Source organism: Streptomyces sp. NPDC001292, assembly GCF_042896465.1.
Lineage (GTDB): Bacteria > Actinomycetota > Actinomycetes > Streptomycetales > Streptomycetaceae > Streptomyces.
On record NZ_JBIAXG010000062.1, the window covers coordinates 1 to 24,382 of the forward strand.

Annotated in this window: 24 protein-coding genes and 1 pseudogene; 6 read left to right on the plus strand and 19 right to left on the minus strand. The window is 68.7% G+C overall.

Annotated features, from left to right (window positions below):
- Together ACFY4A_RS37970 and ACFY4A_RS37975 are read left to right on the plus strand one after the other, a co-directional pair.
- Positions 1-264 (plus strand): hypothetical protein (locus ACFY4A_RS37970; RefSeq protein WP_390833882.1); only part of this gene is annotated, 264 nt, incomplete at its 5' end.
- Positions 264-540: pseudogene (locus tag ACFY4A_RS37975) on the plus strand (hypothetical protein); the annotation flags it as partial. The gene ACFY4A_RS37970 and the pseudogene ACFY4A_RS37975, both read left to right, overlap by 1 nt.
- Here ACFY4A_RS37975 and ACFY4A_RS37980 read toward each other — a convergent pair.
- From ACFY4A_RS37980 to ACFY4A_RS38045, 14 genes are all read right to left on the minus strand, one after another.
- Positions 506-883 carry a hypothetical protein gene (locus tag ACFY4A_RS37980; protein WP_390833883.1) on the minus strand — a complete coding sequence of 126 codons (378 nt, stop codon included), beginning with the start codon at positions 881-883 and terminating at the stop codon, positions 506-508. The pseudogene ACFY4A_RS37975 and the gene ACFY4A_RS37980 overlap by 35 nt on opposite strands.
- A 300-nt stretch (positions 884-1,183) precedes the next feature.
- Entirely contained in the window at positions 1,184-2,611 is a 1,428-nt protein-coding gene (gene pntB / locus ACFY4A_RS37985) for a Re/Si-specific NAD(P)(+) transhydrogenase subunit beta (protein WP_390833884.1), read from the minus strand.
- On the minus strand, positions 2,608-4,167 hold the full coding sequence (locus ACFY4A_RS37990) for a Re/Si-specific NAD(P)(+) transhydrogenase subunit alpha (RefSeq protein WP_390833885.1): 1,560 nt from the start codon (positions 4,165-4,167) through the stop codon (positions 2,608-2,610). The genes pntB and ACFY4A_RS37990 overlap by 4 nt, the downstream gene beginning before the upstream one ends.
- A 25-nt stretch (positions 4,168-4,192) precedes the next feature.
- Positions 4,193-5,296, minus strand: coding sequence for a YeiH family protein (locus ACFY4A_RS37995; RefSeq protein WP_390833886.1), 1,104 nt, complete (start codon positions 5,294-5,296; stop codon positions 4,193-4,195).
- On the minus strand, positions 5,296-6,474 hold the full coding sequence (locus tag ACFY4A_RS38000; RefSeq protein ID WP_390833887.1) for an acyl-CoA dehydrogenase family protein: 1,179 nt from the start codon (positions 6,472-6,474) through the stop codon (positions 5,296-5,298). The genes ACFY4A_RS37995 and ACFY4A_RS38000 overlap by 1 nt, the downstream gene beginning before the upstream one ends.
- Positions 6,471-7,685, minus strand: a complete 1,215-nt coding sequence (locus ACFY4A_RS38005; RefSeq protein ID WP_390833888.1) for an acyl-CoA dehydrogenase family protein — start codon at positions 7,683-7,685, stop codon at positions 6,471-6,473. Before ACFY4A_RS38005 ends, ACFY4A_RS38000 begins: the two co-directional genes overlap by 4 nt.
- Complete coding sequence (locus ACFY4A_RS38010) at positions 7,682-8,938, minus strand: acyl-CoA dehydrogenase family protein (protein ID WP_390833889.1); 1,257 nt, start codon at positions 8,936-8,938, stop codon at positions 7,682-7,684. The genes ACFY4A_RS38005 and ACFY4A_RS38010 overlap by 4 nt, the downstream gene beginning before the upstream one ends.
- A gap of 1 nt (position 8,939) precedes the next feature.
- On the minus strand, positions 8,940-9,974 hold the full coding sequence (locus ACFY4A_RS38015) for a phosphotransferase family protein (RefSeq protein WP_390833890.1): 1,035 nt from the start codon (positions 9,972-9,974) through the stop codon (positions 8,940-8,942).
- A gap of 124 nt (positions 9,975-10,098) precedes the next feature.
- Positions 10,099-10,854, minus strand: coding sequence for a 3-oxoacyl-ACP reductase FabG (gene fabG / locus ACFY4A_RS38020; protein WP_390833891.1), 756 nt, complete (start codon positions 10,852-10,854; stop codon positions 10,099-10,101).
- Positions 10,851-11,543 carry an HAD family hydrolase gene (locus tag ACFY4A_RS38025; RefSeq protein ID WP_390833892.1) on the minus strand — a complete coding sequence of 231 codons (693 nt, stop codon included), beginning with the start codon at positions 11,541-11,543 and terminating at the stop codon, positions 10,851-10,853. Before ACFY4A_RS38025 ends, fabG begins: the two co-directional genes overlap by 4 nt.
- The gene (locus tag ACFY4A_RS38030; protein ID WP_390833893.1) at positions 11,543-12,301 is read right to left on the minus strand and encodes an SDR family oxidoreductase; all 759 of its coding nucleotides are present in this window, start codon (positions 12,299-12,301) and stop codon (positions 11,543-11,545) included. Before ACFY4A_RS38030 ends, ACFY4A_RS38025 begins: the two co-directional genes overlap by 1 nt.
- Positions 12,302-12,345: 44 nt before the next feature.
- Positions 12,346-13,563: an acetyl-CoA C-acetyltransferase gene (locus ACFY4A_RS38035; RefSeq protein ID WP_390833894.1), complete on the minus strand. Its 1,218-nt coding sequence runs from the start codon at positions 13,561-13,563 to the stop codon at positions 12,346-12,348.
- A 355-nt stretch (positions 13,564-13,918) separates the two neighbouring features.
- Positions 13,919-14,953 carry an NADP-dependent oxidoreductase gene (locus ACFY4A_RS38040; RefSeq protein ID WP_390833895.1) on the minus strand — a complete coding sequence of 345 codons (1,035 nt, stop codon included), beginning with the start codon at positions 14,951-14,953 and terminating at the stop codon, positions 13,919-13,921.
- On the minus strand, positions 14,953-15,882 hold the full coding sequence (locus tag ACFY4A_RS38045) for an amidohydrolase family protein (protein WP_390833896.1): 930 nt from the start codon (positions 15,880-15,882) through the stop codon (positions 14,953-14,955). The genes ACFY4A_RS38040 and ACFY4A_RS38045 overlap by 1 nt, the downstream gene beginning before the upstream one ends.
- Positions 15,883-16,001: 119 nt before the next feature.
- On the opposite strand from ACFY4A_RS38045, the gene ACFY4A_RS38050 reads away from it, so the two are divergent.
- From ACFY4A_RS38050 to ACFY4A_RS38065, 4 genes are read left to right on the plus strand one after another with little or no spacing between them, the layout of a single operon-like run.
- The gene (locus ACFY4A_RS38050; RefSeq protein ID WP_390833897.1) at positions 16,002-16,991 is read left to right on the plus strand and encodes a zinc-binding alcohol dehydrogenase family protein; all 990 of its coding nucleotides are present in this window, start codon (positions 16,002-16,004) and stop codon (positions 16,989-16,991) included.
- The gene (locus ACFY4A_RS38055) at positions 16,988-17,440 is read left to right on the plus strand and encodes a hypothetical protein (RefSeq protein WP_390833898.1); all 453 of its coding nucleotides are present in this window, start codon (positions 16,988-16,990) and stop codon (positions 17,438-17,440) included. The genes ACFY4A_RS38050 and ACFY4A_RS38055 overlap by 4 nt, the downstream gene beginning before the upstream one ends.
- Entirely contained in the window at positions 17,437-17,841 is a 405-nt protein-coding gene (locus ACFY4A_RS38060; RefSeq protein ID WP_390833899.1) for a hypothetical protein, read from the plus strand. The genes ACFY4A_RS38055 and ACFY4A_RS38060 overlap by 4 nt, the downstream gene beginning before the upstream one ends.
- Positions 17,838-19,472 carry a 3-(methylthio)propionyl-CoA ligase gene (locus tag ACFY4A_RS38065; RefSeq protein WP_390833900.1) on the plus strand — a complete coding sequence of 545 codons (1,635 nt, stop codon included), beginning with the start codon at positions 17,838-17,840 and terminating at the stop codon, positions 19,470-19,472. The genes ACFY4A_RS38060 and ACFY4A_RS38065 overlap by 4 nt, the downstream gene beginning before the upstream one ends.
- 264 nt (positions 19,473-19,736) lie before the next feature.
- On the opposite strand, the gene ACFY4A_RS38070 is transcribed toward ACFY4A_RS38065, so the two are convergent.
- The 5 genes from ACFY4A_RS38070 to ACFY4A_RS38090 all read right to left on the minus strand — a co-directional run bounded on the left by ACFY4A_RS38070 (position 19,737) and on the right by ACFY4A_RS38090 (position 24,234).
- A complete protein-coding gene (locus ACFY4A_RS38070) occupies positions 19,737-20,729 on the minus strand; it encodes an ABC transporter substrate-binding protein (protein ID WP_390833901.1) in 993 nt (330 codons plus the stop codon).
- 84 nt (positions 20,730-20,813) lie between these two features.
- Complete coding sequence (locus ACFY4A_RS38075; protein ID WP_390833902.1) at positions 20,814-21,563, minus strand: ABC transporter ATP-binding protein; 750 nt, start codon at positions 21,561-21,563, stop codon at positions 20,814-20,816.
- A 92-nt stretch (positions 21,564-21,655) separates the two neighbouring features.
- On the minus strand, positions 21,656-22,405 hold the full coding sequence (locus tag ACFY4A_RS38080; RefSeq protein ID WP_390833903.1) for an ABC transporter permease: 750 nt from the start codon (positions 22,403-22,405) through the stop codon (positions 21,656-21,658).
- 153 nt (positions 22,406-22,558) lie between these two features.
- Positions 22,559-23,353 carry a TauD/TfdA dioxygenase family protein gene (locus tag ACFY4A_RS38085; RefSeq protein ID WP_390833904.1) on the minus strand — a complete coding sequence of 265 codons (795 nt, stop codon included), beginning with the start codon at positions 23,351-23,353 and terminating at the stop codon, positions 22,559-22,561.
- A gap of 113 nt (positions 23,354-23,466) precedes the next feature.
- Positions 23,467-24,234, minus strand: coding sequence for a GntR family transcriptional regulator (locus ACFY4A_RS38090; protein ID WP_390833905.1), 768 nt, complete (start codon positions 24,232-24,234; stop codon positions 23,467-23,469).
- Positions 24,235-24,382 lie beyond the last annotated feature (148 nt).

The following is a 24,382-nucleotide window of genomic DNA, read 5'->3' on the forward strand; positions in this document are numbered from 1 at the left end:
CGTACGGTCCTTGCGGCCGGGAACGCCGAGGTGCACGACGTCGCCCTGGCCGAGCCCGGTGACACCGCGGGCCGGCCCGGGGAACTCGTCCTGGGGGTGGGCGTGACGGACCGGGCCGGAACCCTCGCCCTGCTGGAACGGACCGCCGGGGCAGGGGCCGCGGTGCCGGAGACGCGTCAGCGCCCGCCCCTCCCAGCAACCAACGGTGGCTCGCTCGGCCGGTCACCGGCACCTCTCGCCTCCCTTGCGAGCCCCCGGCCCTGAATCCGATCGAGTCCACGTTCTCCTCCGTTCGCCTGCGAACCGAGGTCACCCGAGGCGCCGGCTCCCGCACCGCCGACCTGGCCATGGTCTTCAAGCTCGTGGAGTCTGCCCAGGCCCGCTTGCGCGCGGTCAATCAACGCACCCCACCTCGTCGCCCTCGTGCGAGCAGGCCCCAGCTTCGATCGCGGCCAGCTCGTCGAGCATCCCGACGACGAGTCAGGAGGTGACGCTCAAGGTGTGGTCACTCGATCCAACGGGCAGCGGCCTCGTAGGTAGTGGCTGGGGTGCTGTTGAACGCGATGGCCGCATCGGGTGCGTGCCGCCGAACCAGGTTGATTACTTGCTCGAGGAGTTCAACTTGATCGTCTGAGTGCCGCAGGCCACCGCCGACGGTGACGCACTCCCACGGATGGGCTCGCAGCGCATTCCCGACGACCGCATCCACGTCGTCACTTCCATCAAGGCCCATTAGGCAGGTCTCGACGCCCACGCCATGTTCGGCGAACTTGGTCAGTCCCGCCTCGATCGCCTTGGCCACCGGCTCGGGATCCCACGGTCCGGGCACCCGATACGGATCAAGCCCGATGACGAGGACGCGGGGTGAAGCGGTGGTGTCCATGTCTGGACGATACGGGTCGAACGCCCCGCGAATCGGAGATCCGGACGCTGGCAACGGTCACGGACAGTCCGGGGCGGATCAGCTGAATCCAGCCCCCTGGAACGATCCGGCGACGCTCCGCGTCGCAACCGCCGGATTCGCTTCACCACCGGCGTGAACTCCGGTGCATTGCGAATGAATCCCGGTAGCGCTGTGGTCGAGACCGTTTCCATCCCTCCCGGGAACTCGAACTCGGAGACCGACAAGGCGAGCCAGGGGCGGCATGTTCCCGCGAGCGGCTTCGGCGGGGTGGAGATGGTGTCAGAGGGCTTTGAGGATGTCTTCGACACGCCGCTTGGCGTCGCCGAAGAGCATCTGGGTGTTGGCTTTGAAGAAGAGGGGGTTCTGGACGCCGGCGTACCCGGTGGCCATGGACCGTTTGAAGGCGATGACGTCCTTGGCCTCCCAGACCTGAAGGACGGGCATACCAGCGATCGGCGACCCCGGCTGGTCGATGGCGGCTGGGTTGACGGTGTCGTTGGCACCGATGACGAGGACTACGTCGGTGTTGGCGAAGTCGTCGTTGATCTCGTCCATCTCCTGAACGATGTCGTACGGCACCTTCGCCTCCGCGAGGAGCACGTTCATGTGTCCCGGAAGGCGACCGGCGACGGGGTGGATGCCGAACCGGACGTCGACGCCCTTGGCTCGGAGGTTCTTGGTGAGCTCAGCGACGGCGTGCTGCGCCTGCGCGGTGGCCATGCCGTACCCCGGTGTGATGACGACTGAGGATGCATCAGCCAGGAGCCTGGCCGCATCGTCGACGGTGATCTCGCGGTGCTCGCCGTAGTCGCCCTCGACCGCTGTGGACCCGGCCTCGACGCCGAAGCCGCCAGCGATGACGGAGAGAAATGACCGGTTCATCGCCATGCACATGATGTAGCTCAGGTAGGCACCGGAGGAGCCGACGAGGGCACCGGTGATGATGAGCAGGTCGTTGCTCAATAGGAAGCCGGCCGCCGCAGCGGCCCACCCGGAGTAGCTGTTGAGCATCGACACGACGACGGGCATGTCGCCACCACCGATGGACATCACCAGGTGCCAGCCGAGGAAGAGTGCCATGAGTGTCATGCCCCCGAGCTCCAACTGCCGGGCGAACTCTGCGTCGCGCGAGGTCAGGCAGTAGATGACTGTCATGACGAACAACGCGGCGACGATGGCGAGGTTCAGTTCGTTGTGCGCCGGCAGGACCAGCCGGGCACTCTTGATCTTCGCCGACAGCTTCAGGTAGGCGATTATGGACCCGGTCAGGGTCACCGCTCCGATGAGGACTCCGACGAAGACCTCGACGTCGTGGACCGTCGGGTATGCCACGTTGTTCTCGTACGAGCTGTTCCAGCCGACGAGGACGGCCGCAAGGCCGACGAAGCTGTGCAGCATCGCGATGAGCTCCGGCATGCCGGTCATCTCGACGCGTCGGGCGAGGGCGATTCCGATGACGGCCGCGACCGCCACGGCTGGCACGATCAACGCCAGTCCGGGCAGCCCGCTTCCCTCGGACGCTGGCTCGCCGTCCAGCGACGTGCCCGCGACCGCGGCTACCACCGTGACAATCAACGCAATCGCCATGCCTACGATGCCGTACCGGTTGCCCATGCGGGCGGTCTCATGCTTGGACAGGCCGCTCAGGGCGAGGATGAAGAGCAGACCGGCGACGATGTAGGCGCCCTGGACAAGGGTGTCATTCATCGGGACGCTTCCTCCCTCTTGAACATCTGCAGCATGCGAGCCGTCACGGTGAATCCACCGAAGACATTGATGGTCGCGACGAGGACGCCGACGAAGGCGATCAGCCAGTGGCCCGACTTCCCGGCCTGCAGGAGTGCGCCGATGACGATGATCCCGGAGATCGCGTTCGTCACCGACATGAGCGGCGTGTGCAGTGCGTGGTGGACGTTGCCGATGACGTAGTAGCCGATGACGATCGACAGCATGAACACCGTGAAGTGGCCGAGGAACGACGGCGGCGAGAACGCGGCCATCACGAGGAACAGCACCGCGGCGATACCGATGATGCCCAGGCGGGTGCCCTGACTCATCGGCTGCTTCACGGGTTTCGGTGGCGGCGGGGCAGTGACGACCGGGGCTGCGGGCGCCACTGAGACCTGCACCGGCGGCGGCGGCCACATCACCTCACCGTCGCGGCATACGGTCATCCCCCGCTGGACGACATCCTCCAGGTCGAGGGTGAGCCGGCCGTCCTTCTCCGGCGTGAGCAGCTTCAGGAGGTTGACGAGGTTCTGCCCGAACAGCTGCGACGCCTGAGTGGGCAACCGTCCCGGCAGATCGGTCCAGCCGAGGATCGTCACGCCGCCCGGTGTGACGACCCTCTGGTCCGCCACCGCACCGGCGACATTGCCGCCGTTGGACGCAGCCATGTCGACGATGACACTGCCGCGCTTCATGGAGGCAACCATGTCCTCGTCGATGATCCGGGGCGCCGGTCGACCCGGAATCAGCGCGGTCGTCACGATGATGTCGACTGTCGGGACGATTGTGCGGTACATCTCCGCGGTCCGCCGGTTGAACTCCTCACCCATCTCCATGGCGTAGCCGTCGGCGGACGGGCCGGTGTCCAGGCCCTCGAGGTCGGGGCGGAGGAACTCCCCGCCCATCGACTCGATCTGGTCCGCGACCTCCTGCCGGGCGTCGAACGCCTTCACCACCGCCCCCAGGCTGCTGGCCGTGCCGATGGCGGCCAGACCCGCGACCCCCGCACCGATCACCAGCACCGTCGCGGGCGGCACCTTCCCGGCCGCCGTCACCTGGCCGGTGAAGAAGGAGCCGAACTCGTTCGCCGCCTCGATGACCGCCCGGTACCCGCCGATGTTCGCCATTGACGACAACACGTCCAAGGACTGCGCGCGGGAGATGCGGGGGACGGCGTCCATGGCGAGCGCCGTGACACCTCGGGTGGCGAGGGCCTTGACGAGGTCGGGGTTGGCCGACGGCGCCATCAGACTCACCACTGTCTGCCCCGGGTGGAGCCGGGCCACCTCCGCCTCACTGAGGGCATTGATCTTCATGATGACGTCGGCGTCCCACACCTCCGGGCCGACGGTCTCGGCGCCCGCCGCGCGGAACGCCGCGTCGTCGAACGCCGCGCCGTCACCAGCTCCGGATTCGACGGACACGTCATACCCCAACCTGATCAACTGCTCAACGGTCTTCGGGGTGGCGGCAACCCGGGTCTCACCCGGTTTGGACTCACGTGGAACACCAATGCGGCAAGCGGTCAACGGCATGGCCGGCCTCCTCGGGGTGGGTCGGTCAGTGGGTGACGAGCAGCATTCCCACGTACGAGAACGCCGTGATGAACAAAGTGGCGAGAACAGCGAGGCCGGCCTCCGCACGGCCCCGGCGCACGAGGGTGGGGAAGTGCACGCTGGCACCCATCCCGAAGAGCGCCATGGCAAGGGCGGCGCTCTGCACCCGGCCGGCCGCGATGATGGCACCTTGGGGGACGACGCCGGTCGTCCGCAGGACGACGCAGCCGATGAAGGCGACGACGAAGAACGGGACTACCGGAGGACGGCTCTTGGACGCGCCCGACCGACGAAGCGCCCGCCGACGGCGGACCCCGGCCGCGGCGACCATGGGGGCCAGCATGAGGACCCGTGCCAGCTTGACGACGACGGCTACGGTCAGCGCACCGGCACCGACCGCACTCGCCGCTCCGACAACCTGTCCGACGTCATGGATGCTCGCCCCGACCCAGATTCCCATCCGGTGGTCGGTGAGCCCGAGCGGGCTCTGGAGCAGCGGGAGGCCGAGCATGGCCGCGGTCCCGCACAGGGTCACGAGAGCGACGGTGACCGCGACGTCCTCCTCGTCGGCGTCCGCCGTCGACTGCATCGCGGCGATGGCCGAGGCCCCACAGATCGCGAACCCGGTCGCGAGGAGGAGTCTGCGCGGGCTGCTGAGCCCCCAGAGCCGCCCGACGGCAGCGGTCACGAGGAAGGTGACGACGAGGGTCGTGATGACCATGGCTATGGCCGGGAGGCCGAGGGCGACGACCGATCCGGCGGAGACGGCAAGCCCGAGAAGTGCCACTCCGACCCGGAGCAGTCGCTTGGCAGTGAGCTTCAGCCCCGGCGCGCAGGCTTCGGGTATCAGGTTGAGATTGGCGAGCAACGCACCGAGGACGACGCAGAAGGTCACCTCGCCCACCGCGGGGACGACGCGGTGCAGGAGTGCGGCCGCGGCGAGACCGGCACCGGCCAGGGCGATCCCGGGAATGAGGGTCAGCGGTCCACGCAGGACACGCGAGGAGGCCGGTCCCGGGGCAGCGACTGCGGTCTGAAGCGGCGGCTTCGCCGCATTCCTGGGGCATCCTCCCCCCACGTCGGACGCATCGGGAACTTCCGTGGCCATCAGCGACACTCCTTGTCCGGGACGATGCCGACGAGGCCACCGAGGCGAGCCCGATGCCGGACAGGGGTGCCGAGCGCGACATGGTCCGCGACAGCGCGCTTCAGCCGGAGGTGTGCGGGGTGTTCCCAAGTCATCCCGATCCCACCGTGGAGCTGGACGCACTCCTCGGCGGCACGGACCGCCGCCTCGCCGCACGCCGACGCGGCCACGGCGACCGCCACGGGCGCGTCGACAGGGTCGTCGGCGAGCGTGGCGGCGGCGTACCGGGCCGCGGCGCGGGCGCCCTCGACGGCGATGTAGAGGTCCGCCAGGCGGTGCTTGATCGCCTGGAAGCCACCGACGACCCGCCCGAACTGGCGACGCACCGTCAGGTAGGAGACCGTCTCGGCCAGGCACCAGTGCGCGAGGCCCAGCTGCTCCGACGCGAGCAGCCCGGCGCCGGTGAGCAGACCGGCCCGCACGGCGTCCTGCGCGGCCGGCCCGTGCGCCACCGCGCGGGCAGCCGCACCGTGGAATCGGACGGTGGCGAGCGGTCGGGTCATGTCGAGGTCCGATCCGCGGCTGACCTGGACTGCGGCGCGGTCGACAAGCCAGAGCCCCGGACCGTCCGCGCCCAGCGCCGGGACGAGGAAGGTGCCGGCGTCGGCCCCTGCCACCAGCGTCACCTCACCGTGCAGGCCGTCCGGCTCCTCCCGGACGATGTATACCGGGTCGGCCGGGTCCGTGGACCAGGGGACGGTGAGCGTGAGGACGGACTCCCCGGTGGCCGCGACGGCCAGCGTGTCGCGTACCGCGTCCTGGTCCGCGGATGCCGCGGACATCAGGCGCACGAGGGTGGACGTGGCGATGACGGCACTGGTGAGGAAGGGGACGGGAGCGACGGCCGAGCCGAGCTCTTCGAGCACGGTTCCCGCTTCGCGCGCGCCGCCCCCGGCGCCCCCCACCTCCTCCGGGACGAGGATCCCGGCGAGTGAGAGGTCGTCGGCGAGGCTGCGCCACAACGACTCACACAGGCCGTCCGCGCCGTCGTAGGCGGCGGCGACGTCGTCGGAGGCGCACCGGTCGGTGAGCAGCTTGCGGACGACAGACCGGAGTTGCTCCTCGTCCTCGGACTCGACGAGTGAGAGCCGAACCGGGCCGGAGCTGGCGGTGGCGGTGGCGGTGGCGGGGAGCGTCATCGGGGGACCTTCTTCCAGGGGACGTCCTTGTCCACCCGGGACTCGCCCGGGAGGCCGAGCACGCGCTCGGCGACGATGTTGCGAAGGACCTCGGACGTGCCGCCCTCGATCGAGTTGCCCTTCGCGCGCAGGTAGCGGTAGCCCGGTCCCCGGCCCAGGAAGTCGACGGATACAGGCCGCACGAGAGTCCAGTCGTCGTACTGGAGCGCGCCGTCGGGGTCGAGCTCGAGCTCGAGCAGGCTGATGCTCTGGGCGAGGTCGGCGAACATCACCTTCATGGCGGCGCCCTCGAATCCGGGCGCACCCGTCGCGAGCCGCTGGCGGAGCCGGGCCCCCGCAAGGCGGAACACCTCGGCGGCGACCCAGCGCTCCATGACGCGGTCGTGCACGGCGGCGCTGCGGACCTCGGGGTGATCACGCCACAGTGCCGCGACTTTGGAGATCATCCCCGACTCGCGATCGGCCTGGTCCCCACCGATGGCGACCCGTTCGCTGCTCAACGTGGCATTGGCGACCTTCCAGCCGTCACCGACCTCGCCGAGCCGTGCGGTGTCGGGGACGCGGACGTCGGTGAGGAACACCTCGTTGAACTCGGCCTCCCCGGTGATCTGCCGCAACGGCCGGACCTCGACTCCCGGGGCGGACATGTCGAGGACGAAGTACGACAGCCCGCGGTGCTTCGGCACGTCCGGGTCGGTGCGCGCGAGGAGGATGGCGAAGCGTGCGACGTGGGCGCTGGAGGTCCACACCTTCTGTCCGTTGACGATCCAGTCGTCACCGTCGCGCACGGCACGCGTCGCGACCGCGGCGAGGTCCGAGCCGGCACCCGGCTCGGAGAACAGCTGGCACCAGACCTCCTCCCCGAGCCAGAGCGGTCGCAGGTAGCGGGAGCGCTGCTCCGGGGTCCCGAACGCGAGGATGGTGGGCGCCGCCATGCCCACACCGATGCCAATGTGGCTGGAGGGGTTGACCGGAGCGCCGGCCGCACGCAGTTCGGTGTCGACGACGTCCTGGAGGTCGCGCGGGAGTCCCAGTCCGCCGAGGCCCTCGGGGAAGTGCACCCACGCGAGCCCGGCGTCGAACCGGGCGCGGTGGAAGGCCACCGGGTCGGTCGTGGCGGGCGGGTGCGCGCGCAGCAACTCGCCGACGCGATCACGCAGCATGTTCTCGGTGTTCTCGGTGTTCTCTGTGTTCTTGCTGTTCTCGGTCATGACCTCAGCTCCAGGGGGCCACCGCCTGTGGCACGGCGCTCGGCTGCTCTTCGCACTTCGGCGCGGGCGAGGGCGTCGCGGTGCACCTCGTCCGGCCCGTCGGCGAGCCGCAGCGTGCGGATGCTCGCGAAGGCGCCGGCGAGCGCGGTGTCCTGGGAGAGCCCGGCCGCACCGTGCAGCTGGATGGCCTTGTCGAGGATCCATTCGACCGTGAGCGGGGTCGCGGCCTTGATCGCCTGGATGTCGGCGTGTGCGGCTCTGTTGCCGAGCCGGTCCATGGTCCACGCGGTCCGCAGGACCAGGAGGCGCAGCTGCTCGATGCGGATGCGCGACTCCGCGATCCAGGCGCGGACGACGCCCTGCTCGTCGAGGCGCCGGCCGAAGGCCACCCGCTCACCGGCGCGCGCACACATGAGGTCGAGGGCGCGCTCCGCGACGCCGATGGACCGCATGCAGTGGTGGATGCGGCCGGGGCCGAGCCGCGCCTGGGCGATGGCGAAGCCGTCGCCCTCACCGAGGAGGAGGTTCTCGCGTGGCACTCTGGCACCGTCGAAGACGATCTCCGCATGCCCGCCGTGGTCGCGGTCGTCATAGCCGAAGACGCTCATCGCGCGCAGGATCCGCACGCCGGGAGTGCTCCGCGGCACGATGATCATCGACTGCTGGCGGTGCCGGTCCGCCGCGGGGTCGGTCTTGCCCATGACGATGAGCAGCTCGGCGTCCGGGTTCATGGCACCGGTGATCCACCACTTGCGTCCGGTGACGACGTACTCGTCGCCATCGGCTTCAATCCGGGTCTCTGTGTTCGTCGCGTCCGACGAGGCGACAGCCGGCTCCGTCATCGCGAAGGCGGAACGGATGCTCCCGTCCAGCATGGGTTCGAGCCAGCGCTCCTTCTGCTCCGGCGTCCCGAACATCGCGAGGATCTCCATGTTCCCCGTGTCCGGGGCGGCGCAGTTGAGCGCTGCCGGCGCCAGCCTCCAGGACCGGCCGGTGATCTCGGCGAGCGGGGCGTACTGGAGGTTGCTGAGGCCGGCACCGTGCTCCCCCGGCAGGAACAGGTTCCACAGCCCGCGCCGGCGCGCCTCGGTCTGCAGTTCCTTGACGACGGGGAGCCGGGTCCACGCCCACGGATCCTCGGCGCCCTTGATCTGCTCCTCGAGGAGCGGCTCGGCCGGGTAGACGTGCTCGTCCAGGAACTGGGTGAGCCGGGCCATGAGCCCCCGGGTCTTGTCGTCGTACTCGAAGTCCATGTCAGCTCCATTCCTTGAGCAGGGCTATGCCTTCGCCGAAGAGGGGCTCCACGAGGGCGCCGACCATGTCGAACCCAACTCCCACGGTGTGTCCCTGGGAGTGCCGGAAGTGGATGCCCTCGAGGATCACGGCGAGCTTGAACGCCGCGAGGCCCAGGTAGAAACCGAGACCCGCCGACGGCAGTGGCCCTGTGCGTGCGACGTACCGTTCCACGAGCTCCGCCGCGGACGGGAAGCCGGGGGCGCGGGAGATCGTCGTGATGACCTCGCCACCGGGGTTCTCGGCGACACGTCCGTAGACGACGAGGAGCGCCAGATCGGTGAGTGGGTCGCCGATCGTGGCCATCTCCCAGTCGATGACGGCGCGCACCCCCGAGTCGTCGACGAGGAGGTTGTCCAGCCGGTAGTCGCCGTGCACGATCCGGGCGGCCGACTCGGTGGGCACCCGGGCTGCGAGGGCTGCGCGCAACTCCTCGGCCCCGGTCAGCTCGCGTGAGCGCGACGCCTCGAGCTGCCGTGTCCACCGGGACAGCTGCCGGTCGAGGAAGCCCCCGGGGCGGCCAAGACCCCCGAGGCCCACGGCCGATGGGTCGACCGTGTGGAGGTCAGCGAGGACGTCGATCATCTCGTCGGCGATCTCCCGGGTGCGGGCCGCGCCCAGATCGCGCAGCTCGCTCTCGTGCCGGTAGGCGATCCCCGGGACGTACTCCATGACGTAGAAGGGCACGCCGATCGGACCTGGATCGGTGCACACCGCGAGGACCTTCGGCACGGGAACGGCCGTCGGAGCCAGCGCACTCATCACCCGGGCCTCGCGCCCCATGTCGTGGGCGGTCTCCAGGACGTGGCCGAGCGGTGGCCGTCGCACGATCCACTGGTGGCGGCCGTCCCCGACGAGGTAGGTCATGTTCGACTTCCCGCCTGCGATGACCTGGCCGGCACACTCGCCGATGTCCGGATCCACATCTGCCCGGAGGAACGCGCCGACGACGTCGAGGTCGAGGCCGGGCAGGTTCTGGTTACGGTCGCCGGCCATCACGGCACCAAGGGGGCGATGGTCCGGACGACACAGGCGGGGCGGTCGCTTCCCCCGAGGTCGAAGAGGTCCTCGGCGACAGCGTGCTCGAAGTCGTCGAAACCGACGAAACTGCTCATGGCTCTCAGTCCTTCGGTCCGCCGGCGGCGTAGATGACCTGGCCGTTGACGAAGCCGGCGTCCTCGCGGGCGAGGAAGGAGGCGACGGCGGCGATGTCAGCCGGGGTTCCCACCCGGCCGGCCGGGATGTCCTTGATGCCGTGCTCGACCAGCGCCTCGAAGGAGATGCCCATCCGCTCGGCGGTCGCCCGGGTCATGTCCGTGGCGATGAACCCCGGCGCGATGGCGTTCGTCGTGACACCGAACTTGCCCAGTTCGATGGCGAGAGTCTTCGTGAAGCCCTGAAGGCCGGCCTTGGCGGCCGCGTAGTTGGCCTGACCCCGGTTGCCGAGGGCGGAGGTGCTGGAGAGGTTGACGATGCGCCCGAACCCCTCCTTGGTCATGTGTGTCTGGACGGCGCGGGACATGAGGAAGGAGCCGCGGAGGTGGACGTCCATGACGACCGACCAGTCGTCGTTCGTCATCCGGAAGAAAAGGTTGTCGCGGAGCACGCCGGCGTTGTTGACGAGGACCGTCGGCGGACCGAGCCGCTCGGCGACGAGCGCCACCCCCCGCTCCACCGAGTCCTGGTCGGAGACGTCGATCCGGACGGCGAGGGCGCGCCCGCCGGCAGACCCGATGCGGGTGGCGACCTCGGCGCAGGCCCCCTCGTCGAGGTCGGCGACAGCGACGGCGAGACCGTCCGCGGCCAGCCGCTCGGCGACCGCGGCACCGATGCCGCGGGCGGCACCGGTGACGATGGCGACGCGTGGGGAGTTCATGGGCGGGTCTCCTTGTTCGGGCGGGACGTGGCGGCCGGTCCGGCGGTGGTGCCGGCCCCGAGGACGGACAGCAGCGCGTCGCGCGTCGTGTAGGCGTCGCGGTGGTGGATGCCGTGGAGGCCGGCTCGGCGGGCGCCCTCGACGTTGGGAAGGGCGTCGTCGACGAAGGCGACCCGCTCGGCGGGCAAGTCGAGGCGCGCACAGAGCAGTTGGTAGATGGCCGGATCGGGTTTGCGCAGCCCGAGCGCACCGGAGATGAGGACGGGTTCGAAGCGGCCGTCGCGGAGCCGGTCCGGGTAGGTGTTCGCCCAGCTGTTGGAGACGATGGCGAGCCGGATGCCGCGCGCCCGCAGCTCGTCCGTCAGGTCCCACATCGCATGGTCGGGGCGCAACCCGGCGAACATGCCCGTGAGCAGGCCCGCGGGCTCCGGGTGGCTGCCGTCGGTGCGGCGCAGCCGGGTCGCGAGCTCCTTCTCGAACCCCGCCGCGCCGAGCCGCCCGGTCTCGAGCCTGTGGATCGGGGAGTCCTCCTCGGCTTCCCGGCCGAGCCAGGCGCGCAGGCAGTCGGTGAAGCTCTGCGGTTCGATGCCGAGCCCGGTACGCCACCGCTCGAACGAGTCGGCGACGGGAGTGGTGAGCACCCCGCCGTAGTCGAACGCGACCGCCTCGACCGGCCCGGCGCCGGCCATCACAGCCCCTCGCCGACGAAGAGGTGTCCGCCGTCCACGACGAGGGTCTGCCCGGTCGTCCACGCGGCGTCCTCGGAGAGGAGGAAGGCCACCGCGCCGGCGATGTCCTCGGGCTCACCGAGGCGCCCCATCGGGTACCCCTTGAGCACGGCCTCCTCGCGGCCCTCGTAGAGCGCGGTGGCGAAGCGGGTCTTGACGACGGCAGGCGCGACGGCGTTCACCCGGATGCGGGGCGCGAGCTCGACCGCCAGTTGGGAGGTGATGAAGGAGAGCATCGCCTTGGTGGCTCCGTAGAAGCCGATTCCCGTGGCCGGCCGGAGCCCGGCGATGGAGGACACGTTGACCACGGCGCCGACGCGGTCCTCGCCCATCCCGGCGTCGCGGGCCAGACGGATCCAGTCGAGTGCGGCGAGGCAGTTGACCTCGAAAACCTTGCGGGCTGCCGCCGGATCGATGTCGAGCACCGGGCCGTACACCGGGTTGATGCCGGTGTTGTTGACCAGCAGGTCGATGGAGCCGAAGCCCTCCACGGCCGCGGCGACGGCCGCCCGTCGGTGTTCCGCCTGGTCGGCGTTCCCGGCGACGTACCTGACCTGGTCGGGAGTGCCGAGCGCGGCCGCGGCCTCCTTGAGGGCTCCTTCCTTGCGTGCCGTGATGACGACCCGGGCGCCGTCGGCGACGAGTCGCTCCGCGATGGCGTAGCCGATGCCGCGGCTGGCACCGCTCACCAGGGCCACCTTGCCGTCGAATGGCTTCATGACTCTCTCTTCCACGGGGGATCTGGGTTTTGGTGGAATGCCGTTCAGGCGAGGCGCTCGATGACCATGGCCATCCCCTGGCCGCCGCCGACGCACATGGTCACGAGGCCGAACTGCTTGTCGTCCGTCTTCAGTGCGTTGATGAGGGTGGTGGTGATGCGCGCGCCGGTCATCCCGAACGGGTGGCCGAGTGCGATGGCCCCGCCCTTGACGTTGAGTCGGTCCTCGTCCATACGGAGCTCGCGCGCGGACGCGATGACCTGGGCCGCGAACGCCTCGTTGATCTCGACGAGGTCGATGTCGCCGATCGTCATGCCCGCCAGCCCCAGCGCCTGCCGGGTGGCCTCCACGGGACCGAGGCCCATGATCTCCGGGGACAGACCCGTGACCCCCGTCGACACGATGCGGGCGAGCGGCTGGAGACCGAGCTCGCGAGCCCGGACGTCACTCATGACGACGACGGCGGCCGCGCCGTCGTTGAGGGGGCAGCAGTTGCCGGCAGTGACGGTCCCCTGCGCACGGAAGACCGGCTTCAGCGCGGACACCGCCTCAAGGGTCACGCCTGGCCGGGGACCGTCATCGGTGGAGACGACCGTGCCGTCCGGCAGCGTCACCGGGGTGATCTCGCGGGCGAAGAAACCGTCGGCGATCGCCTTCTCGGCACGGTTCTGGCTGCGTACGGCGAACTCGTCCTGGTCGGCCCGGGTGACACCCCTGGCCTGGGCGACGTTCTCGGCAGTCTGCCCCATCGCGATGTAGACGTCGGGCAGTTGCCCGGCCTCGCGCGGGTCGGTCCAGGTCAGCCCGCCCTCGGCGAACCGCTGGGTCCGCTCCTGGGCCTGCGCGAACAGGGGGTTGTGGGTCCCCGGGAGATTGTCGCTGTTGCCGTGCACGTAGCTGCTCACACTCTCGACCCCGGCCGAGATGAACGCATGGCCCTCGCCGGCCCGGATCGCGTGCATGGCCATCCGGATGGACTGGATGCTCGACGCGCAGTAACGCGTCACCGTGGTGCCGGGCAGCTGATCGAGCCCCGCGAGGACCGCGACGATCCGGCCCATGTTGTGACCTGAATCCCCACCGGGCAGACCGCAGCCGAGGATCAGGTCACCCAGCTCGGTAGGCTCCAGGCCGGGCACGGCCTGGAGCGCCGCCTGCACAACGTGCACGGCGAGGTCGTCGGGGCGGATGTCCTTGAGCGAGCCCTTGACGGCTCGCCCTATCGGTGAGCGGGTGGCGGAAACGATGACGGCCTCTGGCATGACACTCCCCACTTGATTAATGTCTACGTTTAAATTTCTTCGACTGTCGCGAGCCCTGTGCGAGTGAGGGGCGAGCATTACGGCAGGGTGTGCGTGAGTATGGCGATCGGACACTCTTCTACTGGGCGTTGACCGTCCGTCGCGCCAGTGATGTCCCATGAGCCCGCTCTCGGCCTGGGCCGCGAGTTGCAGGCCTTGCCGCAACCAGGAGGGGCCGGCCTCGATGACACCAGCACCGAGACCGGTCCAGTCCCGGCCGGACCGTCGCCGGCCCTCCGACGCACCCGCCCGAAGTCGAGGCCCCGGCCATCGCCGAGCGGCCGTCAAAATCCTGTGACGACCGTTCTGCGCTAGGTCAGTTGCCGGCCGGATGGTCCACGGAAGCCGGTGCGACCTCCAGGAGCTGCTTGCCGAAGTTGCGACCGGTGAGCATATTGATGAACGCCGCCGGCGCACCCTCCAGGCCGCCCTGGGCGATGTCCTCACGGAACCGGATGCGCCCGTCCTTGACCCAGCCTGCCAGCTCGGCGATGGCCTGGGGCCAGTACTCGCGGTGGTCGGCGATGACGAAGGAGTAGACGTTGACACGGTGGAGCAGCAGGTGGCTGAGACCCTTGAGGCCGTACGGCTCGTCGCGGTCGTAGTCGCTGATGTTGCCGCACAGGACGATTCGGCCGTGGTCGTTCATGCGCGGCAGAATCGCGTCGAGGATGGGACCGCCGACGTTCTCGAAGAGGATGTCGACCCAGTCGGGGGTGAGCTCGGAGAGCCGCTGCTCGAAGTCATCGGCGCGATGGTCGAGGCACTCGTCGAAGCCGAGTTCCTCCTTGACGTACCGGCACTTCTCCGGGCCGCCGGCGATGCCGATGACCCTGCATCCCCTGATCTTGGCGAGCTGGCCGACGATGCCGCCGACCGCGCCCGACGCCGCCGTGACAACGACAGTCTCGCCGGGCTCGGGATCGCCCAGGCGCAGCAGGCCGTAGTGCGCCGTGGCCCCGGTCATGCCGAGAACGTGCAGAGCGAGCGAGATGTCCGCCGCGTCGGCGTCGACGATCCGCGCGGTCTCCTTCGTGACCAGGCCGTACTCCTGCCAGCCGAGCATGCACGCCACGTGGGTGCCCACCGGAAGCGCATCCTCGTTGCTCTCGACGACCTCGCCGACCGTCGCGCCGGGCATCGTCTGACCAGGCTTGAGCGGCTCGACGTAGGACCGGACCGGGTTCATCATCGGCCGCATGTACGGGTCGAGGGACAGATAGCGGACCCGGACGAGTGCCTGGCCGGGGCCAGGCACGGGACGCGCCGTCTCCTCGATGAGGAAGTCGCCCTCGGTGACCTGCCCCTGGGGGTGGTCACGCATCGCGACGCGGAGGGAGCCTTCACCCATCACACGCCCGCCTTCTTGAGCAGCCGCTCGGCGTTACCGTACATGTAGGCGCGCAGCGCCGCGTCGTCCAGGTCGAGTTCGCACGTCTTCAGGACACCCTCCTCGATACCGCAGAAGGAGTAGGCCGACGCGTAGATGAAGCGGTTCGGCAGCCAGTTGACGCCGTCGGCGTAGGCCTGCCCGCCCGGAGCGAAGATGTAGACATCGGGCGAGACGAAGACGTTGTGCATCCCCGTGACCTCGCTCTTGAAGGCAAGGGCGATCGCCTCGTTGACGTACGGGTAGCAGCCGTGACCGAGGATGACCGGCATCCCGGGATGGCGGCGGGCCACCCGGTCGAAGCGGACGGGGTCGGTGTGGCTGATGTCGGGGCCGGCGAGGGGGCCGGTCATGAACAGGAGCGGGACGCCCAGGTCGGCGATCTTCTCGTAGAGCGGGAACAGCTTCTCGTCGTCCGCGTACATCGGGGTGCGGGCGAGGCCCGGCTCGAGGCAGACACCGACGAGGCCCAACTCCTTCACCGCCGTGTCCAGTCCGGCGATGATGTCGTCCATGGGCTTGTCGAAGTCGATCCCCGCGAGGCCGAGGACGCGGCCGTCGCTGCGCTGACTCAGCTCGGCGAGGTCGGGGTCCTCGATGTGCACCGGGACCGGGCGGTTCACCGAGTGCCGGCCGTTCATGATGCCGAGACGGACGCCGACCGAGTCCATCTCCGCGATCATCGCCTCGAGAGCGCGGTCCTCCGAGTTCGGGAAGGGGTCCGTGCTGATCGTGTACGACCGCGGCACCGGGCCACCCAGGACCCGGTTCACGGCGCCGACGACGGTCGGGGTGAAGAAGAGGCGGTAGGGGCCGGTCGGCGGGCGGAGGCGGAAGTCGATGATCCGGCCGCGAAGGCCGTCGAGCCGCTCGGCGGGGGTGCGGGTCATAACGTGTTGCCTTTCTCCAGGTCAGGCGAAGGTGTACGTTCCCTCGGTCGCGCTGTCGCTCTGGCAGGGTAACCACATCCGATGTTAATGTCGACACTAATTAAAAGAAAGGCTTGTCAATGCGTGCTGTACGGATCCGTCCCACCCCCGACGGCGGCGTCCCGGTCGTCGTCGACCTGCCCGCGCCGACCCCCGGTCCCGGCCAGGTTCTCGTCCGCGTCCGGGCTTCGAGCCTCAACCGCGGAGAGCTTCTTCAGGCCGCCCGGGTCAAGGACGGCGACCCGGTGCCCATCGGCGTCGAGCTGGCCGGGGAGATCGACACCCTGGGTGGGGGCGTCACGGGTTGGCAGCCCGGTGACGCCGTCGTCGCGCACGGCACCGGCACCCAGGCCGAGCTCGCCGTGGTCTCCGCGGGCGCACTGGTCCGCAAGCCCGAGAGCAGCACCTGGTCGGAGGCCGGGTCCTTCCTCAATGTCTATATGACGGCTCACGACGCGCTCATCACCAACGGCCGCATGGCGCCCGGCGAGGTCGTCCTCGTCAATGCCGCGACGGGTGGCATCGGACTCGCGGCCATCCAGATCGCGCGCGCGCTCGGCGCCGGCACGGTCATCGCGACGACGACCTCGGCGTCCAAGGTCCAGGCCCTGCTCGACCAAGGGGCCCATCACGTCGTCGACGTGTCCTCGCAGAATCAGGTGTCCGCCGTCATGGACATCACCGACAACCAGGGCGTCGATGTCATCGTCGACTCCATCGGGGGCACGGTGTTCGACGACAACCTGACGTCGCTGGCCGTCAAGGGCCGCCTCGTGCAGGTGGGCCGGATGGGCTCGGACCGGGCCGAGATCGACCTGACCAAGCTGTGGCGCAAGCGGCTGAGCCTCATCGGCGTCACATTCCAGACGCGTACCGAGGAGGAGCGGCTGGACTGCATCCAGGCGGCCGAGCGCGACCTGCTCGACCTGTGGGAGCGCCGGGTCATCGTCCCGGTCGTCGACCGCACGTTCTCCATGGAGGACATCGGCTCGGCATACGACCACATGAGGAAGAGCGGACACATCGGCAAGATCGCGCTGCTCATGGCTCCCTCGGCCGGTGACCGATGAACATCGCCGCCCACCGCGAGAAGTTCGACCGCCTCTCGGTCCTGCGTCACCGCCTCGACCCGTTCGAGGACTTCGAGTTGTGGTACTGGACGACCCTGACGGCGTGCACCAACGCCTACAACGCCGGCGCCCACGACGCCGGGCTCACGGTCGCCGCGACCACCTTCTCGACGATTCCGGGAATGTACGTGGTCCCGGACGCCGACGGCTCATGGCACCGCGAGCTGCGTGAGCTCGGAGACGTCAGCCATGTCGGCTGGCCCCCTGTGAACGGTGACAAGCCCGAGGACATCGTCCGCCTGGAGCACGCCATCCACCGCATCGAGGCGTTCCGCGACCCGTGCCTGCGCGGGCACCGCCGGCCCGATGCCGCCGTCGTGGCCGAATGCGACGACGCCTTCGCGGTCGTGACCACGGTGGTGGCCCAACGCCTGGGGGGAGCTGCATGAACATCGAACGTCACGTCGAGCTCGCCTCGAACATAGGACGCTCGCTCCCCCGTATCGGCCCGGACGACCACGAGATGGCCATCGAGGCCGCGATGCTCGCCGGTACCCACTGGCTCAACGCCGCCCTGCACGCGGACGGCGTCGCCGGCGAGGACGAGGACGTCGTCCACTGCTCGATGCTCGTCGTCAACACGGTCCGCAAGTACGCGGTCGCCGAGCCCGCCCTCGTCAGCGCCCTCCAGGAGATCGAGGACCTGCGTCCCCTCCACGTCCGCGGTGACGTTCCCGGCGGATCCGCCGCCGGACGCCGTGCGCTGGACCTGCTCGCCGCGATGCGGCTGCGAGCCATCGAAGCCCTGGGCTCCACCCACTCCGTCGACTCACCTCAGGAGGCCCGGTGAACGGCCTGATGATGCACCAGCAGCTCCTCGTCTCCTCCATCCTCACGCACGCCGAACGCCACCACCCGAACACCGAGGTCGTTTCGGTCCGATGCGAGGGTGACGTGCACCGGTACACCTTCCGCGACATGGCGCACCGCAGCCGGCAGGTGGCCCAGGCCGTCCAGGGTCTGGGCGTCGGGCCCGATGACCGCGTCGCCACCCTCGCATGGAACGGCTACCGCCACGTGGAGCTGTACTACGGCGTCTCCGGTGCCGGGTCGGTCCTGCACACGCTCAACCCGCGCCTGCACCCGGACCAGCTCGTCTGGATCATCAACAACGCCGACGATTCCGTGCTCTTCTTCGACCTCTCCTTCGTCGACCTCATCCGAGAGATCGCCCCGCGTGTGCCGTCCGTCCGGAAGTTCGTCCTCCTGAGCGACGCCGAGCATCTGGCCGCCGCGTGGCCCGCCGACGACGACATGGAGGTCGCCGCGTACGAGGATCTCGTGGAGGCGCAGGACGGTGTGTACACCTGGCCCTCGCTCGACGAGAAGCAGGCCGCCTCCCTGTGCTACACGAGCGGCACGACCGGCCACCCGAAGGGGGCGCTGTACTCGCACCGGTCGACCGTGCTGCACTCGTACGGCGTCGCCCTCCCCGACTCGATGGGGCTCTCGGCACGCGACGTCGTCATGCCCGTCGTGCCCATGTTCCACGTCAACGCGTGGGGCATCCCGTATGCCGCGTGCCTCACCGGGACGAAACTCGTTCTGCCCGGCAAGGACCTGAGCGGCGCGGCGCTCACCGCTCTCGAGGAGGCCGAGGGTGTCACGATCTCCGCGAGCGTCCCCACGGTCTGGCAGGGGCAACTGGACTACGCCCGCGCCCGCGGCATCACTCTGAACAGCCTCCGGCGGGCCGTCATCGGAGGCGCCGCCTGCCCCGCCTGGATGCTCCGTGAGCTGCGAGAGGTCCACGGGGTCCAGGTCATTCACGGCTGGGGCATGACGGAGACGAGCCCCTTGGGCGCCGCGTCCGTCCTCAAGCTCTGTCACGAGGGTCTCGACCACGAGGCCCAGGAGGCCGTGCTGGCGAAGCAGGGCCGCGCCCTGTTCGGCATCGACATGAAGATCATTGATGATGAAGGCACCGAACTGCCGTGGGATGGCCGGACCCCGGGCCACCTCATGGTGCGCGGGCACTGGGTCGTCAACGGGTACTACCCCCCGGGCCGCCCGAGCCCCCTCGTCGACGGCTGGTTCCCGACCGGCGACGTCGCGACGATAGATGCTGAAGGGTTCATGCAGATCACGGACCGGAGCAAGGACCTGATCAAGTCCGGCGGCGAGTGGATCAGTTCCATCGAGCTCGAGAACCTCGCCGTGGACCACCCCGAGATCGAGGCGGCTGCCTGCATCGGCGTCAAGCACGCGAAGTGGGATGAGCGCCCGATCCTCGTGGCCGTCCGGCGACCGGGCTCCACGCTGACGGCGAAGGAGCTCCTCGGGTCATTCACCGGGAAGATCGCCAAATGGTGCGTCCCCGACGATGCGGTCTTCGTCGACACCCTGCCCGTGGGCGCTACGGGCAAGATCCTGAAGGCGCCCTTGCGGGAGCAGTACCGAGACCATCTCACGAAGCGCTGACGGGGTCCGTCACGGTCCCCACCGAAGCCGCTACCAACGTCAACTGCAGCACGGCCGAAGTGGTCGGCAGCGGGTCGTCCGGTGGCGGCTTCATCTCTGCGAGGCCGTACACATGGCAGGGCGTCAGGCAGGCGCAGTCCCGGACCGGCGCCGGAACAGCCGCACAACAAAGGCCCTGCCCCGACCGCCATTCATGTGTCCCTGATGGCGTCGGTCGGGGCAGGACCCTGCACGGCTCGGCGAAGAGGGGGTTCGCGCCGGTTCCTACTGTCCGCAGTTGTTGTCGACCACGCTGAACGGCACGGCGTCCGGCGACCCGACGGAGAAGTTCACGTTCGTCTTCCAGGCGGCGGCGTCAGTGGACGTGACGAACGACTTGTGGACCTTGTCCCAGAGTTGGCCGGCAGCATCCGCCTTGATCCCGAGCAACGTCTCCAGCGACTTCACACCGGCGTCCTTGTTCGCGTCATCGTTGATCCATTTCACCGCGGAGTCGAGCGCCTTGCAGAACTTGTCGACGGTGTCGGGGTTCTTGGCCTTGTACTCCTTCCTGGTCGCCCAGAGGACCTGAAGGCCATGCCGGCTGAGTTCACCGGCGTCGCCGGCGAGAGCGTCCGAGAACGGCACGAGGTCGAGCCCGTGCGAAGACAGGGTGAGATAACTGGACGTCGATCCGACGACGGCATCGACCTTGCCGTTCCTCAGGGCGGGCTCCTGCGTCACAGCCCCGCCCACCGCCACGAAGGTGACGGAGTCGGGGTTCACACCCGCTGCCTTGAGGCTCACCCGTGCGTACTTTTCGTTCGCGGCCCCGCGTGCGACGACGCCGATCCGCTTCCCGACCAGCTGCTTCATGCCCGTGATGTTGCTGGACTTCGCAGCGAAGAAGAGCATGTCCATCTTGCCGTAGGGCGGCAGCAAAGTGATCGACTGCCCCTGCTTGACGGCCGGGATGATGTTGTCCGGGCTCACGGCCGCGATCTGCGTCGAGCCGCCGATGAGCTGCGCCGCGAGCTCAGGGCCGGACTTCGCCATCAAGACCTGGACATCCAGCCCCTCCTTCTTGAAGAAGCCCTGCTCCACGGCGATGGTCGCGGGGAAGGGGATGGAGTTGTGCGCCATGCTGCCGAGGACGATCTTCGTACCGTTGGCCGCACCGTGGTCACCGGAGGTGCCCTGGCCGCAACCGGAGCAGGCGGTCAACAAGGTGAGTGCGAAACCGAGCCCGGCGACAGCCGGTCTGCTGACCTTGTTCACCCTGGGCCTCCTCTGCGTTTACTGTGCGGTGTGCTGTGGATGGGGGAAATGGAAGATGGACCGGCCGAGTGCGCCGCACGGTGTTCACCGGCGAAGGTGGGCACGGAGCCGCTCGAGGATGTCCTGATAGGTGGAGTCCGTCGTGATGTGCGTCAGGTCTCGGGGGCGTTCCATGTCGACCATGACGTCGTCGAGGACGCCGCCCTCCCCCATGAGCACGACGCGATCAGCGAGTGCGACGGCCTCGCCGAGATCGTGCGTGACGAACATGACCGTACGGTGCTTCTCCCGCTGCCACAGGTTGAGGAACTCGTTCTGGACCGACCGCCGTGTGTTGACGTCAAGAGCGGCAAAGGGCTCGTCCATGAGGAGCAGCTCGGGGTCGAGGGCCCAGGTTCGGGCCAGCGCGACCCGCTGCCGCATCCCCTGCGAAAGCTGCCAGGGATATTGCTTCTCATGTTCCGCGAGGTGGACGGCCGAGAGCCAGCGGGAAGCGATCTCCTTGCGTTTGGCCGGGGGCTTCAACCCGCGCAGCTCAAGGCCGTACTGCACGTTGCCCGATGCGGTGCGCCAAGGGAGCAGGGCATCGCGAGCAAGCATGAACCCCATCCGCTTGCGGGCGGCCTTGGCGGTGGCCCCGAGGACCGTCACCCGGCCGTCGGCCGCCTCGACGAGACCGGCTGCCATGTTGAGCATGGTCGTCTTGCCGCAACCGCTCCGGCCGACGACGGCGAGGAACTGCCCGGCGGGTATCGTGAGGTTGAGTTCTTTGAGGATCGTCCGGGATCCACCGCTGCTGGAGGCGAAGGTGACGGTCACGTTGTCGAACGTCACGGCGTCGGTTCGGCGCTCGCCGCTCTCGTGAGACGGTGTCTCAGTCGTGGCGGTGCTCGTCTCGGACATGTGAGATCGGGCTGTCATGGCACTCACCGCTCTTCCGGGGGCTGCCAACTGAGCAGTCGTGCCTCGATGGCGCCCATGAATTGATTGAGAATGACGGCGATCAAGGCCAGCAGGATGAGAATCGCGTACACGGCTTCCATCTGGAATATGTTGGAGTAGTTCGCGATCAGCTGGCCAAGACCGTCCTTGGCGGAGATGAGCTCGGATCCCACGACACCGAGCAGTGAGTAGATGAGGCCGAGACGCAGGGCCGCGAAGATGGCCGGTGTCGCGACGGGCAAGAAGATCTTCGTGAACAGCTGGAAGTTGTTCGCTCCGAGGACGGCCGACAACCGGAGCCATTCCGCGTCGGCGGACCGCACCCCTGCTCGCGCCCCCGACAGGACGATGAAGAAGACGAGGGTCGAGGCAAGGGCGACCTTAGCCCACAGCCCAATTCCGAACGCCACGATGAACAGCGGCGCCAGCGCAATGCGCGGCATGGAGTTCATGGCCTCCAAGTAGGGCGTAAGGATCCGCTCGCCGGTGGGCAGAAGGCCCAACGCGAGCCCGGCGATGACGCCGGCGATACCCGCCATGACCCAGGCCAGAAGGACCGCGGTCATCGTCGACTTGGTGTTGGACCACAGCTCCCCGGACTGTGCGGCGGTCACGACGTAGTGCCAGGACTGCCCGGGGGTCTTCGAGAGAACGGGGTCCAGGACCCCCGCGCTGGTGGTCCATTGCCACAGGCCGAGCCAGGTGAGCAGCAGGATGACCTGCCATACGCGCACCTTGAGCCGTCCTCGCCTACGAGGAGCGGACGGGGAACCTTGCCCTTCGGCGGCTCCGACTACCCGTGTGGGATCGGGCGCCTTGGTGTTGATGGAGGTCATGGCAGTCTCCGTCTCGAGGAACGCATCATGAGAAGCACAATGCCCGGTGGCTCAGACCGGGGCCTCGCCGTGGAGCGTGATCCGGTTGAGGGCCCGCGGCTGGTCGCCGTAGTCGTGGACGGCGTAGTGCATCGTGCAGCGGTTGTCCCACATCACGACGTCACCGGGCTGCCACATGTGCCGGTACACGTTGTCCGGGGTGACGGACTGGGTGTACAGGAAGTTCATGAGCGGGTCGCTCTCCTCCTTGGTCCAGCCCTCGATACAGCTGTTCTCGAGATGACCGACGTAGAGGGCCTTGCGCCCGGTCTCCGGGTGCGTGCGGACGAGGGGGTGAACCGCCTGGGGCTGCTCGGCCTCGGGAACGCCCAGCATGCGGCCGAGTCGAACGCCGCGGAAGCGCACTCGCAGGGTCTCGAGAACGCGCCGCAGATCGGGTGAGAGCCGCTCGAAAGCGAGGTACTGGTTCGACCACAGGGTGTCGCCACCCACCGGAATGGTGACGGCCGAGAGGATCGAGATCTTTGGCGGGACCGCCTCGAAGGCCGCGTCGTAGTGCCACGCCTCGGTGGCTGTGGTCTCCTTCTTGACATCGGTGATTTGGACGACCCCCGGAGCGTCCGGGAGCTGGTTGAGCATGGCCGTCACGACCGGCTCCCCCCAGCAGCGGGCGAACTTCGCGTGCGCCGGCGGCTCGAGGTGCTGCCCTCGGAAGACGAGCATGCAGTACTCCAGGAACGCGTCCCGAAGCACAGTGAGCGTTGCGTCGTCAAGGTCCTCCATCAGGCGAACCCCTTCGACCGACGCACCGATCGACCCGGTGAGCGGTGTGATCTTAAGGGCCATGGCATCCTCCGAGATCGACGTCGACAAGGACGGACTCAACCTCGCTTAGAGATTGATGTCGACAAGAATAAGGAGGGTGTGTTTGCTGTCAACCCCATGGGCCGGAACCCGGTTCAGTCCGATGTGCGGGGGGCTTCGAGGGCTTCCAGGGCCGCATCACGGACTCGCTCGATGCGGTCCTCCGCGATCCGGACCACGGGGGCGACCTCGCCCGCCGCCACCGCGTCGCGAAGGGCGTGCCAGCTCTCGAGCGACCGTGGGATGTTCTCCGGGTGGTGCGCCAATCCCAAACGCACATATCGGAGTGTTTGGATGGAGACGGACTGCAGCAGGTCCGCGAGGGTCCGGTTGCTCGCCGCAGCCGAGATCGCCGAGTTCAGCAGGAATGTCGCCGTCGCATAAGCATCGGTGGACTCGGTGACCGACCTCTCGACGGCAGGCATGTGGGCATCCAGGACTGCGGCCAGCCGCTTGGGATTACGAGACATCTCCTCCCGAAGGAGCATCCCGTACAACGCGATCCGAACGTCGAAGACGTTGCGCAGCTCGTCCACTGTCGGCGCGGTGACGAGCGCGCCCCGCCGTGCCTGGAACTCGATGAGCCGATCTCGCTCAAGGATGCGCAGCGCCTCACGGACCGGCGCCCGGCTGACGCCGAGAACCTCACAGATGTCCTGCTCGAGCAGGCGCTGACCGGCATGCACGAGGTCGAAGGTGATGGCACAGGCCAGCCGGGCAGCGATCTGCTCGGGCAGGGAGACCGCCACCTGCGTGCTGGAGCGATGCCTGAGGACCGACTGCTCCACAGCCGCCATCCGTTGGTCGCGGGGCAGAAGCAGCCCGGACAGGTCAGGCAGGTCCTCCGTCCGTTTGCGTGCCAAGCCGCGGCCCTCCTCCTCGCTCGGTGTCGTCGGCCAACATCAACACCGACCGCGCGGACGATACAGTACCGGGCCTCGTGCGAGTCCGCCGTCTGCCGGCAGTGATGTGGACGGCATCCGATCGTATCGTTGGTCGAGTTGCTGATTG